Annotated in this window: 15 protein-coding genes; 14 read left to right on the top strand and 1 reads right to left on the bottom strand. The window is 44.0% G+C overall.

Annotated features, from left to right (window positions below):
• Positions 1-385: 385 nt before the first annotated feature.
• Complete coding sequence (locus R6U02_RS01090) at positions 386-2,092, bottom strand: NFACT RNA binding domain-containing protein (protein ID WP_410261779.1); 1,707 nt, start codon at positions 2,090-2,092, stop codon at positions 386-388.
• Positions 2,093-2,240: 148 nt separating this feature from the next.
• Here R6U02_RS01090 and R6U02_RS01085 point away from each other — a divergent pair, with 148 nt between their 5' ends.
• The 14 genes from R6U02_RS01085 to R6U02_RS01020 form a co-directional block, all read left to right on the top strand.
• Positions 2,241-2,675: a MarR family winged helix-turn-helix transcriptional regulator gene (locus R6U02_RS01085; protein WP_410261778.1), complete on the top strand. Its 435-nt coding sequence runs from the start codon at positions 2,241-2,243 to the stop codon at positions 2,673-2,675.
• Between the two features lie 46 nt (positions 2,676-2,721).
• Entirely contained in the window at positions 2,722-3,324 is a 603-nt protein-coding gene (locus tag R6U02_RS01080; RefSeq protein ID WP_410261777.1) for an ECF transporter S component, read from the top strand.
• Between the two features lie 349 nt (positions 3,325-3,673).
• Positions 3,674-4,402 (top strand): DUF1510 family protein, encoded by a 729-nt coding sequence (locus tag R6U02_RS01075; protein WP_410261776.1) that lies wholly within the window; start codon positions 3,674-3,676, stop codon positions 4,400-4,402.
• 612 nt (positions 4,403-5,014) lie between these two features.
• Positions 5,015-6,283, top strand: a complete 1,269-nt coding sequence (locus tag R6U02_RS01070; protein ID WP_410261775.1) for a GTPase family protein — start codon at positions 5,015-5,017, stop codon at positions 6,281-6,283.
• 238 nt (positions 6,284-6,521) lie between these two features.
• Entirely contained in the window at positions 6,522-7,469 is a 948-nt protein-coding gene (locus R6U02_RS01065) for an RluA family pseudouridine synthase (RefSeq protein WP_410261774.1), read from the top strand.
• A gap of 471 nt (positions 7,470-7,940) precedes the next feature.
• A complete protein-coding gene (locus R6U02_RS01060; RefSeq protein ID WP_410261773.1) occupies positions 7,941-8,471 on the top strand; it encodes a Na+/H+ antiporter subunit E in 531 nt (176 codons plus the stop codon).
• 35 nt (positions 8,472-8,506) lie between these two features.
• Positions 8,507-8,767, top strand: a complete 261-nt coding sequence (locus R6U02_RS01055; protein ID WP_410261772.1) for a monovalent cation/H+ antiporter complex subunit F — start codon at positions 8,507-8,509, stop codon at positions 8,765-8,767.
• Positions 8,764-9,072, top strand: a complete 309-nt coding sequence (gene mnhG / locus R6U02_RS01050; protein WP_410261771.1) for a monovalent cation/H(+) antiporter subunit G — start codon at positions 8,764-8,766, stop codon at positions 9,070-9,072. The genes R6U02_RS01055 and mnhG overlap by 4 nt, the downstream gene beginning before the upstream one ends.
• 5 nt (positions 9,073-9,077) lie before the next feature.
• Positions 9,078-9,641, top strand: a complete 564-nt coding sequence (locus R6U02_RS01045; RefSeq protein WP_410261770.1) for a Na(+)/H(+) antiporter subunit B — start codon at positions 9,078-9,080, stop codon at positions 9,639-9,641.
• Entirely contained in the window at positions 9,625-10,323 is a 699-nt protein-coding gene (locus R6U02_RS01040; protein ID WP_410261769.1) for an MnhB domain-containing protein, read from the top strand. Before R6U02_RS01045 ends, R6U02_RS01040 begins: the two co-directional genes overlap by 17 nt.
• A 50-nt stretch (positions 10,324-10,373) precedes the next feature.
• On the top strand, positions 10,374-10,724 hold the full coding sequence (locus R6U02_RS01035) for a sodium:proton antiporter (RefSeq protein WP_410261768.1): 351 nt from the start codon (positions 10,374-10,376) through the stop codon (positions 10,722-10,724).
• The gene (locus tag R6U02_RS01030; protein ID WP_410261767.1) at positions 10,724-12,319 is read left to right on the top strand and encodes a complex I subunit 5 family protein; all 1,596 of its coding nucleotides are present in this window, start codon (positions 10,724-10,726) and stop codon (positions 12,317-12,319) included. Before R6U02_RS01035 ends, R6U02_RS01030 begins: the two co-directional genes overlap by 1 nt.
• A gap of 121 nt (positions 12,320-12,440) precedes the next feature.
• On the top strand, positions 12,441-12,680 hold the full coding sequence (locus tag R6U02_RS01025; RefSeq protein WP_410261766.1) for a hypothetical protein: 240 nt from the start codon (positions 12,441-12,443) through the stop codon (positions 12,678-12,680).
• A 24-nt stretch (positions 12,681-12,704) separates the two neighbouring features.
• Positions 12,705-13,951: complex I subunit 5 family protein (locus tag R6U02_RS01020; RefSeq protein WP_410261765.1), on the top strand; the 1,247-nt coding region annotated here is incomplete at its 3' end.

The following is a 13,951-nucleotide window of genomic DNA, read 5'->3' as shown; positions in this document are numbered from 1 at the left end:
TCCTGAGCATGCCGAAGTCAGGCCAACTTGGCACCACTCGCCGGGATTCTCTCCTGAGCATGCCGAAGTCGGGCCTGGTTGGCACCACTCACCGAGATTTTCTCCTGAGCATTCCGAAGTCAGGCCAACTTGGCACCACTCGCCGAGATTCCCTCCTGAGCATGCCGAAGTGGGGCCTGGTTGGCACCACTCGCCGAGATTCCCGCCTGAGTATGCCGAAGTCAGGCCAACTTGGCACCACTCACCGAGATTCTCTCCTGAGCATGCCGAAGTCGAATTTAATTATTGACCACCGTTAGTAATTGCCTTAAATTAACAGTTTAACAGTTTGGTAGAAGTAGATGAAAAAGCCGCATTCAAGTTCTTCACTTGAATACGGCTTTTCTTATTTGGAATTTAGTTTCAATTCTCTTACTTTTTCATCACTTGGTGTCACAAAATAAGTCGTTTGACCTTCATAGATCACGTAGCCGGGTTTAGCACCTTTTGGTTTTTTGATGCGTTTTACTTGAACGACATCGACCGGTACTGAAGCAGACAGACGATACTTACTGTAGTAGGCGGCAAGCGTGCAGGCTTCTTCCAGTGTCTGTTCTGAAGGATCGTCGTCTTCTATGATCACGTGCGAGCCGGGAATGTCTTTGGCATGGGCCCACCAGTGTTTTTTATGGGCTTTTCTAAGCGTCAGTTCATCATTCTGTGTATTGTTTTTCCCCACTAGAATGCTTACGCCATCCGAAGAAACAAAAGCCTCGGGTTGAGATTTCTTGCTCTTTTTATTGCGATTCTTTTTCCTTTTTTTCTTTAGATATTCGCCATCTCTCAGTTCGTCGCGAATGTCTTCGATATCGGATACGGAAGCGATGGATAGTTGCGTAAGCAATGTGTCAAAATAATTCAATTCGTGTCGGGTCGATTTTAGTTGCTTGGTCAAATGAATCTTGGCACTTTTAAGCTTTTGGTAACGCGAGAAATAATACTGTGCGTTTTCAGCCGGTGATTTTTGTGGATTCAAGCTGATTTCCAGTGGTTCATCTTCAGCGTAGAAGTTGGGCAAGGTGATCGATTCGTCACCCTGGTTCACTTCATGCAAGTAAGCCGTCAGGACTTCGCCTTTCACTCTATAATCATCCGCTTTTTCCGTTTCTTTTAATTCTTTCTTCAGCTTCTGGACTTTTTTCTTGTTTTTCTGATACAAATTCTTAACCAGATGACTCAAATCATTGGATTGCTGATGGACACGGTCACGCTCAGCTTTGTTATGATAATAACGATCCATCAAATCACTCAACGAGTCAAACGATTGTGTTTCTCCTTTAAAATGTTCGTAGGGTAGAGGAGAGAAAAATTCTTTTTGTTCGGCTTTCGTCAGTGTCGGCTGTAATTCACCTGTTTTAAAGGGTGCCATGAAATGCTGAAAGACAACTTTGGGTGCGTCATCAGGGTGCGTATCCATTCGGTAAGCCAGCTCCTGGGCTGAATCTTTCCCAAATCCCTGAAAGGTCTGTTGGATCCATTTGACTTTATCGCTAAAAGACAGGTCGGATACTGGAAACGGACCGTCGTAATCAAAGGGATTTTTCCTGTCCTGACTGGGGGCTTCAATATAAGTCGCACCTGGAAGCAATGTACGGTAGGTGTTTTGACTAGCCGGCACATGTCTGATGGCATCCACCAATCTGTTTTCTTCATTATTGACTAACAAGACGTTACTGTGTCTCCCCATAATTTCAACAACGAGTGCGAGATATTCTGTATCGCCTAATTCGTTGCGTCGTTTAAATGAAAAGGTCAAGATACGGTCGTTCTCTTTTTGTTCAACGGATTCGATAATTGCACCATCCAAGTACTTACGCAGGACCATGCAATAATTAGGTGCCTGGGCGGGATTGTCAAAAGGGATATCCGTTAACTGCACCCGTGCGTACTGCGGATGTGCAGACAGCAGCAACGATTTATTTTTGCGGTTGGCGCGAATACGCAAAATCACTTCATTTTCATAAGGCTGTTGTATTTTGGTTATACGGCCACCGATGATTTCGTTTTCTAATTCATCTCTTAAACCGTGGACAAATAGGCCATCAAAAGACATTTAAAGTCACTCCAATCTATAAAAAAACTCTTTATCAGTATAGCATTAAATGAAGTATCGTACCAACTTCCACATTTTTATTGCTCATAATCATGCATCGTGATATAGTTGACGCATACAAATAAACGACATGAGAAAGAGGTGTAACATGGACAGCACAGAAAAGCCACTTCAACTACTGGAAAAAGTCAGCGAGTTCAATCAGCTCTATAAACACTTGACGGATCACTTACTGCAGGAACTGGGATTATCTCATTCGACGATTAATTTAATCGAATTGATCGGTGAAGATGAATTAACACTCAAGGAGATCACGACCAAAAGCCGCTTAGACAAATCGACGGTCAGTCGCCAGATGAATGCGTTGGTCAAGAAAGACTTAGTGACGAAAACGATTGGGGATGACAAACGGTATGTTTACTTTAAGTTAAATGAACAGGCTGGAGTTGTCTTCAAAGAGTATCACGCTCAATTAGAAGAAAAATTTAAAAAGATTCTTTCCGGCTGGACTGAAGAGGAAGCACATATGCTTACCGTATTGCTTGGACGCTTCAATCGCAGCATGACCAATCGATTAAATTAGGACGCATTATAATTAGGGAAATGAGAGAAAGAGAAGAGGAATCCTTATGAAATTAAACCATAAAAGATCTAAGCCGCATCGTATCGCTTTGCTAGGTATACTTACCGCCATTATTCTGCTTCAAAACTTTGTGCCATTTTTAGGAAATATCCCCATTCCTCCGCTTAATCCGACCATCATACATATTACGGTTATCGTTGCAACGTTAACGATGGGCACCAAAGATGGCATGATCATTGGAGGCATCTGGGGGATCACACGTATGGTTCGTGCATACACGATGCCGGCGTCACCACTGGACTTGCTGCTTTGGACTAATCCAATGATTGCTTTGGTGCCACGTATTTTGATCGGTCTCTTTACTGGCTGGTCGTATGCACTTTTCAAACGACTGTTCGCTAAGAAAGATAAACTGGCTTTAGCCAGCGCTTCTGTGGTCGGTTCATTCACTAATACCATCTTCGTGCTGTTTTTTATCTATTTGTTCTATGGTGAGTCATTCGCGCAGGCCATTGAAGTGGATATCAGCAATTTAGCCGGTGCATTGGCCGTTATTGTCGGCACAAGCGGTGTTGCTGAAGCAATTGCGGCAGCGATAATCGTACCGCTTATTACGATTCCGCTTAGAAAAGTAACTCACCAAAAATAAGCACCTTCGAAAACGCCCAGTCATTTCTACTTAAAGAGGTAGACTGACTGGGCGTTTTCCAGGTTAAAAGGGCGATCTGATTACTTTTCATCCGATTATATCGTTTAATTAAGTAGATCCGGGTCGAAAACACCTAGAGCGTGTCTGGAAACTTGACTATAGATGATAGTAGAATGAAGTCTTTCTAAGCTAACTATCATCTTGGAGAGGCTTCATATCGTTTGAAAGAGCTGAAGAAATGATTTCGCAATGAATGTCGTGAGTTTGTTATCTTAATTACTCACTTATCACACAATAGTGTGGTACACTTTTTAAGAAAGAGTACATACGAAAAGGAAGGAAGAACAACATGAAAAAAACACGCGCAAATAAAAATACACCCAACAAGCCAAAAGGGTCACCTAAAATCGAGAAAATTTATTATATCGTCATTGGACTACTCATCGTCATCCTTGGAGGTCTAGTCATCTTTATCTTTTCAAACCGCGATGATGTTGTAACTGAAGGGGACCAGGACAGCTCTCCAGAAACTGAGATCGTCACTGATACTGAGGAAGATGACGAAACGGGAGAAGAGACTGATACAACGGATCCGGAATCTGATCAAGCAGATGAGGACAACACAGAAGAAAGTGACCAGGAGGCTGCTGACCAGGACGAGGACACAGAATCTGAGGTTACCGAAGAAGAGGCAGTGACAGAAGAAGAACCTGAAGAGGCAGAAGAAGAACCCGAAGAGACTGAAGAAACTCCAGATGAAGATGATTCAGCGGAAGAAGAAACCAGTGAAGCAGAGATCAATACCGATGCCCCACTGGATGAGAGCCACACGATGAACTTTAACGATGGCTCGAGTGACCGTATTGCTGTTGATCAAAATGCAAGTGCCGTAACTGGGATCGACCAGAACGACATGACCACGTGGTGGGTTGGAAACAACGGCTTAGGCCGCGCATTCACCGTCGTTTCAGATAGTGGCCAAAACAATGTTTACCGTGTGGATCTACAATATGGTGAAGGCGAATGGCATGTGACGGGCGTCGAAGAACTCGACGGCGTACCCAATGAATACCGCTAAAAATCAAACCTAGTAATTTGAGAAGCTTCCAAAGACGACCTTAGTGACCGGGTCGAATCTTTGGAAGCTTTTTTGAGTGGAGCAAAATGAGCTGGCTCATTTTGCTTTCCTTACTCAACGATCATCTCGCGCTTTTTCACTCCAGCGATAGGGCGCTATACGCTTTTTGTCCGACTTTCTTACTTTTTCAACGCTAGTCGACACTTTCATCGGACTATTCAGTTTGAACTTACCGAAGTCCTTCCGCTAGTGTCGTCTCAACTCGATAAGCGAACGGAACTTACCGAACTTGTCAGAAGTTCGACAGCTTTTTCAGGAAAAACTTTCTCAAAGTGTCGAATACGCTCACATTCGGTCGTTTCGGCAGCCCGTTTTATCAGTAATTGCCGAACTAGACCACCGTTCGACAGTTACACCGAAAGGCATCCTTTCTAACTGCCGAACTCAACCAAATTCGGTAGGTTGAGCAGTCGCTCCTGTCCCAAAGCACCGAATACACAAGATGCTGCCCACTTTTTCAGCCTTACGACCGACCAGACGATAATGACATTTCTCCTTAGTCAAAAGCACTCCTTCATGGTAAACTAGTGTCAAACAGCTAGGAGGACGCTTATGAAACAGCCAAATAATAAATACAATATGATTCAAGAGATTTTAGAAAAAACTGAATCCGAAGTAGCAAAAATGAGTCCCGTAAATATACTGATAGCCGGGAAAACGGGCGTCGGGAAGAGTACGCTCATCAACAATGTCTTCCGTGAAAAATTAGCCGATACCGGCATTGGGAAACCTGTGACGAAACACTTGAGACGCATCACTAAAGAAGGCATCCCCATTGTCTTGTATGACACCAGAGGATTGGAACTTGAACAAAAGGTCCAAAAACAGGTAATGAAAGAGATTCTCGACCTGGTGGAGGAAAAGAAAAACACTAAAGATGCGCTGCACGCGGTGTACTACTGTATCCAGGCCAATTCTTCCCGCATCGAGGATATGGAAATCGAACTGATCAAAGAAATCTCAAGTATTCTACCCGTCATTCTGGTCCTGACGCAATCGATAGGGAAACCGGCAGATGAATTTAACCGTTACCTGGAAAATATGAACTTGCCCGTGGCAGCTGTTCAGAATGTCATGTCAGAACCGTATGAGATTTCCGATGATTACGTCATTCCGAGATTTGGTTTGAAACAGCTGATCGAAAAGACGTTGCAGCTTATCCCAAAGGAGAGTAAAGAGGCTTTTACGAACGCCCAGCAAGCAGACATTGAACGTAAAGCCAAAGTTGCCAGACGCTGGGCTTCCAGATATGTGGCCACGACGTTTGGTGTCGGGTTTGCGCCCATTCCATTTTCTGATGCCTCTATATTGGTCCCGATGCAGGTCACTCTGCTCGCTCATATCACTGCCATCTTCGGTATTTCAATGGATAAAGCTACCATCGTCAGCATCATTGCGGCAGTCGGCGGGACAGGATCAGCGACAATGATCGGGAAAACGCTCGTTGCCAATGCCTTTAAATTCATCCCCGGCGCGGGGACCATTATCGGCGGCATCATCAGCGGCACGACCGCATCCATCGTCACAAGCGCGTTGGCACTCAGCTATATTGAAGTGTTGAGCATCATTGCTACCAAGGAAAAAGAAGGCGAAAGCATCGATCTGGGGTTACTGGAACGCTTGATGCGCAGCCAGTTCAAGAAAAATCTGAAACTCAACCGTAAGGAACTGAAAACGAAAGATCTGGAGTTCGAAAATGACGATGCCTTGAACGACGCTTACAATACTTATACTGAACTGGAAGACGAACAAAGCAGCATTCCTAAGAGTGCCAAATTAAAAAAAGTCGTTCAGAACTTTATTAAAAAGCATAAGCGCTAAAAAAATTTAATTGAAAGCGTGTAGTCGTCTTTTTGGATTTGGTTCATATTTTGGTTCATATAATGAAAACAGGCAATCTCTGCTACTGAGCTTAAAAAGATTGCCTGTTTTTGTTTTCATTCTTTATTCAGTTTTTAAACTTGCCAGGGATAAAGTGCATCAAATAGATTAAACGATTATTTTAGCCTGATTTTCTGTTATACTACATAGGAGTCAACAATTATAGGAGTGATTATTAATGAATAAACAGCAAAATCCCCATTCTAAGAAAAAAAATAAAAACCTTCGCCAGGGAACGACCCAATCCGATAAAAGAGGGATCGTAAACCACACGGTAGAAGAAGAAACGACACTGCTGCCTTTTTTACTGACTATCATAACCAATAAGAGTCGTAATTCTGTCAAGTCAGTATTAACCCGCGGACAGGTTTCGGTAGACGGAGAGGAAGTCACCAAACACGATCATCCGTTAAAACCGGGACAAGTTGTCAGTATATTAAGTAACAAGGAATCCAAGAAAATGTCAGAACTGGAAGGTTTATCGATCCTGCATGAGGATAGAGACATTATTGTGATCAATAAAGAAGCTGGACTATTATCTATCTCAGCTGGAGATCCCACTGAGCCGACTGCCTATCATCAGTTGAGTGATTACGTTAAAAAAGAGAATCCGGAAAACAAGATTTTTGTCGTTCATCGTCTGGACCGGGATACATCCGGTGTCATGTTGTATGCAAAATCAGAAGAAATAAAAGAAGCTTTACAGAAAGACTGGAAGAATACGGTTAAAGAACGTATCTATACAGCGTTAGCAGAAGGCAACGTAGAAAAAGACCAGGGCGAAATTTCATCTTGGCTGTCGGAAAGTAAAGGCATAAAAATGTATTCCAACCCTGAAGACAACGGTGGAAAATTCTCAGTGACTCATTACAGAAAAGTACTGGGTAACGAAAATTATTCACTTTTAGAAGTGGAACTGGAAACAGGCCGTAAGCATCAGATCCGTGTTCATTTAAAGGATATCGGTCATCCAATTGCTGGCGATAAACTGTACGATGCAGATACCAATCCGATCAAACGGTTAGGCCTGCATGCGACAACACTTGTCCTGGTTCATCCAGGCACGAATAAACTGGTCCGCTATACCTCAGAAGTCCCAACGTCCTTTCTTAAGAGAGTGAAATAACAAGACTGACAAGTACGTAAATAGGTTCCTGATCATCTACCATTTCAATATCATTTTAAAAGGCTGGGACAAAAGTCCCAGCCTTTTTTGTGTTTCCAGATAATTTTCATAAACGTGTTTCAAAACGCAGGCTCGCCGTTCAGGTTGTCACATCCGTAGCTGTTTCTGATAGGGCAGGTTGTGCTGACAACGAATCTGGAGTTTTTTTCGCTGATTAATAATAGATAATGGTACTTTAATTGGCTGATTTTTGCTAAACTATTAAATATACAGAATGACGGTTGAATTTAAAATGAAATTAACATTTTTTCCGAATGAAATCACTTTCATTAGCGCTTGATTGCAATACAGCTCGCATAAGAAATGGCAAACACATCGATCGAAGCACAGTTGAAAGCCGAAATATAAACTCGCTCATCGTCTCGCCTTGAGATAGATGTTGGGTACTCCTGTCGGAAGGGAAGTGTTTTTGTGAAAACGTATATAAAAACTATATGGGAAGATCTCGTACAAAATAAAGAAGTCATTATTGTTTTATCCATTGTATGGGTAGTTCTATTCGAGCGCTTCTCTATCCTCACGTTTTTAGTCGGCCTCTTCATGGCGATTTTGGTGGTGTTATTTACAGATCGGTTTCTACTCAAAGGGAATTACGAACATTCCTATATGATCGGTTTGTTTACCTTATCCAAATATGCTTTGCGTTTATTGCTTGAAATCATTATGGCCGGTATCGAGGTGATTCCTAACATCCTGACCGGTAAAGCAGACGTCCAGATCATTAACTGCGAGACCAGGTTAACGGACGAATTATTGATCGATATCTTGGCCAATTCGATCACGTTGACGCCTGGTACGGTGACCGTTGAAAAAAAAGGCAGTCATCTACGCGTGCTTGCCTTAAACGCACCTGCTAGGGATGAGGATGCACGCGACGTTATTCCACTAAAACTCGAAGCGATCCTGTTACGTTATCAAGAGAAAATCGACGGTAAAGCATGAGGAATAGCTTCGATCAATAGAAAGTAGGGGAGTTCATGAATTTTGATGAAGTGGTATTGGCCATCGTGGCAGCTTTATCCGTATTTGGATTGGTGAGAGTCTTGATCGGCCCGACCATTTGGGACCGTCTGCTCGGTTTTACGCTCTTTTCATCCAAAGTCATCGTTATGGCTGTTTTAATTGGAATTATCATCGACCGATCATACATGGTCGACGTCGGACTGATTTATGGCGTGTTAGGGTTCATCGGCACGATCATGCTATCACGATTTATTGAAAGAAGAGGAGATATATGATGGCTCAACTATTAGAATGGACTGCTAATTTCATCATCATCATTGGCCTCATTTTTATGACACTCGGTGTATTCGGCATTTACCGATTTAATGACTATTTTTCCCGCATCCTCGTTTCAGCAAAAGTTGATACCGTCGGTTTTATCACCATCATGCTTGGCCTGATAATAAAACATGGCTTTGACTTTTTCACGGGTAAATTGATCCTGGTTTTGGCTCTATACGTTGTAACTAACCCGATCGCGACGCATGCGATCACACGATCAGCCCATCTCAGTGGGTATCGCATCAAGAAGGAGAGGTAATAAGTATGTTTCAAGCATTTTTACTCATTGCTTTACTTGTTTTTGCCAGCTTCTCCGTCTTTTCTGATAACATTAAACGCTCAGTTATTTATTTAGGTGTTTTTTCATTGCTTATGGCCGTGACTTATCTGCATTTCAATGCACCGGACGTTGCTTTAGCTGAAGCGGCGATCGGGGTAGGCTTATCCACGGTGATGTATCTGGTTGCGACGAAAAAAATATCGGTATACGACATATGCTATGTGAATGAAGATGTAGACGTGTTCGATGACAAGAGCATCAATGAAATCATGGATAACGTGGTGCGTCCGTTGGAATTATTCCTGGAACGTACGGAAGAAATCGAACCGCAGCTGGCCTATACCAATCATCCGATCGAACAAATCATGCGCGAAGACAGTCACGATGTTTATATTCAACGTAAAGGGAAACTGACTTATCTATACGGTGAATCAACCGATCATGTCTTCCAGGATATCATTGCCAACATGGATGAAATCATCAGGGACATTTCCGATATCCGTGTTATCTACACAGATGAGGTGACCAACAATGAAAGAGACAAATAAAACCATATATCTTATGCGTATTTTATTTACCATTAGCGGCGCTTTTGTCGTCATCTTTTTATTTTTGAATCACTCAGAACAGATCGACACGCCCTTGATGGATTACTTTACGGCCGATTTTTTTGAAGAAACAGGTGCCCAAAACGCAGTAGCAGCGATTTACCTGAATTACCGTGTATTCGATACCTTGTTTGAAGCCTTGATGCTGATGGTATCGGTCATGGAAGTCATCAACGTGTCCTGGGCAAATAAACACGCGGAAAAATATCAGTTTGAAGAAGATGACTTGAACCGGAAGGACAACTCGGAAATCGTTATTCGAATGGTCGGCATTATTTATCCGTTCGTGTTGCTTATCGGTCTGTACATCATTATCAACGGACACGTCTCACCAGGCGGCGGGTTCCAGGGCGGAGCCATTTTAGCTACCGCACTGATCACGCGTTACTTGGTCTATCCGAACTTCGACTTGGATCTGGATGTGCTGGAGAAGTTAGAGAAATTCTTGTTCCTGGCGATCGTGATCACGCCCGTGTTATACGTGTTCATGCAGATCCAGCCGGCAGACACCGTGTTATCGCACCAAATTTACATGATCGCCATGAACTCACTGATCGGGTTAAAGGTGTTCTCCGGTCTGAGTATCATTTTCTACCGATTCGTATTCTATGAAGGACTTTAAAGAAACGAGACGGTCATGTGAATCATTTCAAAAAGAGGAGGTTGAAACCAATGGATTTTCTCACTGGAGAGATCGTTGGGATTCTTTTGTTCTTCATTGGTCTGTTCGGCCTGATGACGAAGAAAACGATCATTAAAACGATCATGTCCATGTCCATCATGGAATCCGGCATTTACTTATTTTACATCACAATCAATTATACGACGGGCAGTGTTCCTCCGATCGGCCAGGCACAAAAGGCCGCCTTTGCCGATCCTGTCCCCTCTACCTTGATGATCACGGCGATCGTTATCGGGATAGGGGTCACAGCGATTTCCTTGACCATGTTCATGCACTACAAACAGAAACACGGGATCACACACTGGTCAAGAAACAGAAATCAGCAAGGAAGTGGGCACTAGTGTTAGGAGTCTTCGTATTAGCGCCGATAATCGTCGGGTTGATCGCGTACATCATACGTGATCATTGGGCAAAACCTTTGCTCTTTTTATTCCAGATCGGTTATGCGGCTTATGCTTTCAGCCAGTTTTTAGTTGTCAAAGAATCGGGGCCGATTATCTGGAACACCGGAGGCTACACCGATGGTATCGCGCTGAGCTTGTATGCCGATCCTATCTCCATCTTTATGGTCATGATGACTGCCATCATTTACATTGCCTTTTTGATTTATTCGGTGAATGCGGCATACTTTGTTTCCAAGTTTTTCTTTCTGTTTATGGTCCTGGAAGGCTTGATGATGGGCCTTTATTTATCAAGTGACCTCTTCAACATCTTTGTCTTTTTAGAAGTGTCGACTGTGGTGGTTGCGATTCTGATCATGATCAACAAAGAAAAACAAGCGATCTACGACGGGATGATCTACTTCTTCGTCAACATTATCGGATCGTCCTTCCTGCTGTTTGGAACGGGGATGATCTACCGTACGTTCGGTCTGCTCGACATGCGTGCGATCAGTGAAGCCATGACGTTGCTCGACAGTCCCAAAGCCATGATTTTACCTTACGGCTTGATGATGGTGACGGTCTCCTTGAAAACGGCGGTCACACCACTCTTCAGCTGGTTGCCTAAAGCTCACGGGACACCCAGTGCACCCCCGGTCGTATCTGCCGTTTTGAGCGGGTTATATATCAAGAGTGGGGTATACTTGTTTATTCGTTTCAACGAGATGTATTCGCCCGTCATCGATATGCACCAGTTCTTTTTCTGGATCGGTTTCATCACGTCTGTCGTGGGCTTTATCATGGCCTTAGGACAGCACGACATCAAATTGATCCTTGCTTATCACACGGTATCCCAGGTCGGGCTCATCATGGTCGGGTTGAACATGGCTTCCGATTATGCCTTCTGGGGTGCAGTGTATCACATCTTCAATCATGCGATCTTTAAATCCACCTTGTTCCTGACGGCCGGCATGATCTATCATGAATACGGCACCCGAGATGTCTATGAAATCAGGGGCCTTTTCAAACGGATGCCCTGGGTCGCGATCGCCACCACTTTTGCCATGCTTGGGATCACTGGGGCGCCATTCTTTAACGGCAGCATCTCCAAATATATGATTGCTCACGGCTCGCATGATTATGGCACAACGATTTTACTCAATATCATCAACTTGGGGACGACGATGTCTTTTGTTAAATATGCGACCATGCTCTTTGGTGAAAACACCAAAGGGATCCGCGTGAAATCCGATATTTTTGCGGTAAGTGCGGCCCTGCTCCTGGGCGTGACGTCGCTGCTGACCGGGATGTTTGGTGAAGTCCTGACAGAATTTTTGTTCGGCTTTGAACTGCAGGTGAATGCGGAAGAATATTTCCAGAAAGGGGTCGTTTATGCCTTGATGATCGTAGCGGGGATCGGCTTCTATAATGGCATTATCAAACACGGGGGATTTATTCAGCGGATCGGTCATATCGAATTGACCTTTAACGCCATCATTACTGCGATGGTAGGGTACTTCATCACGATCGTCCTGTTCTTAACTTTCGTTCTATAATAGGAATCTTTGAACCACCCGGTGAGAGACGTGCTGATTCATCCACATTCAAGCACTGTTACCCTGGCAACAGGCTGACACGCACGATGGCTTCAATTAAACCGTTTGTAGGAACTCTTTAATGAAAAAGTCACAGAATGGAAGAACCAGCGTTTCTCACTTTTTTCATACTCAAAAACAGAAGGTTGCGATGCTATACTGGCTGATACTCATTCCTATCGTCTTAGCTATCATCACTATCATGTATTTTGATAGAGATTCACGGAGGATCATTTTAGCTGTTCAGCTGGGCATGGTCATCTATACGACCTATTTATTCAGACGCATTGCCCTGATCACTTACATGACACTTTTCATTTGAGATATATGAAAGAAGGGATGATCGTTGCTGTACTTACTCATTGTTGGTCCGATCCTGGCTGGTGTTTTGACCCTGTTCTTCAAAGATAAGGATACCCGTTTGCTTACCATCCTGATACAGATCGCGCTGCTTCTTTACGCCTTACATATCTTCATAGACGTACGGGCCAACGACACGATTTTCAATTATATGTCACGGGTACCGGCAGGCTTGGCCATTACGCTGATGGCCGATACCATTTCATCCGTTTTCATCCTACTCACGGCAGCGATTTTCTTGATGATGATGATCTATGCGTACCATAAAGTCTACTTCACGACGACCTTCGGCTTCTTGTTCCTGGTGCTGCAGGCGCTCATAACAGGCTTGTTCCTCAGTACCGATTTATTCAATTTATATGTTTTACTTGAAGTGTCAACGGTCACCGTGTCGATTCTGATCATGATCAACAAAGAGAAACAGGCGATCTACGACGGCATGATCTATTTCTTCGTCAACGTTATCGGTACAGCTTTCTTACTGTTTGGCATCGCCATGCTTTACCGCACGACTGGGTTGCTGGATATGAATGCGATCGGAGAGGCCCTGCATGAAGTCGAGGATCCGCGGTCGGTCTTTCTGGCTTTCGCGTTCATGATGACGACCTTGAGTCTGAAAACGGCCGTCGTGCCGCTTTTCAGCTGGCTGCCTAAAGCCCACGGGACACCCAGTGCGCCCCCAGTCGTTTCAGCTATCTTGAGTGGACTGTACATTAAAACCGGCGTCTACATGTTTATCCGCTTCACAACCATGTTTGAAGCGGTGATCGATATACAGGAACTCTTTCTGGTCATCGGTTTTGCGACCTCGATCTTCGGGTTCATCATGGCCCTGGGTCAGAACGACATCAAGATGATCCTGGCTTATTCCACCGTTTCTCAAATCGGTCTCATCATGATCGGCTTATCGATGGGAGCAGAAAAAGCCTACTGGGGATCGCTGTTCCATATCGTCAGTCACGCGTTGTTCAAATCGACCTTGTTCCTGGCTGCCGGGACCGTATACCATTACTACGGCACCCGAGACATCCGAGATATCCGAGGCGTGTTGAGAGCCATGCCGCTCGTCGGTTTTGCAATCCTCTTTGGCGTCCTGGGCGCCACCGGTGCGCCGTTCTTTAACGGCAGTGTCTCAAAATATCTCATTGCTTACGGCACCGACGACGCACTCGTTCAATTTGGACTCAACCTGATCAATTTGGGAACCATTACCTATTTCCTGAAATTTTCAAC

Origin of the sequence: Alkalibacterium sp. (genome assembly GCF_046484155.1) — a bacterium.
Taxonomy (GTDB): domain Bacteria; phylum Bacillota; class Bacilli; order Lactobacillales; family Carnobacteriaceae_A; genus Alkalibacterium.
This window is presented reverse-complemented; position numbering and strand designations above follow the sequence as displayed.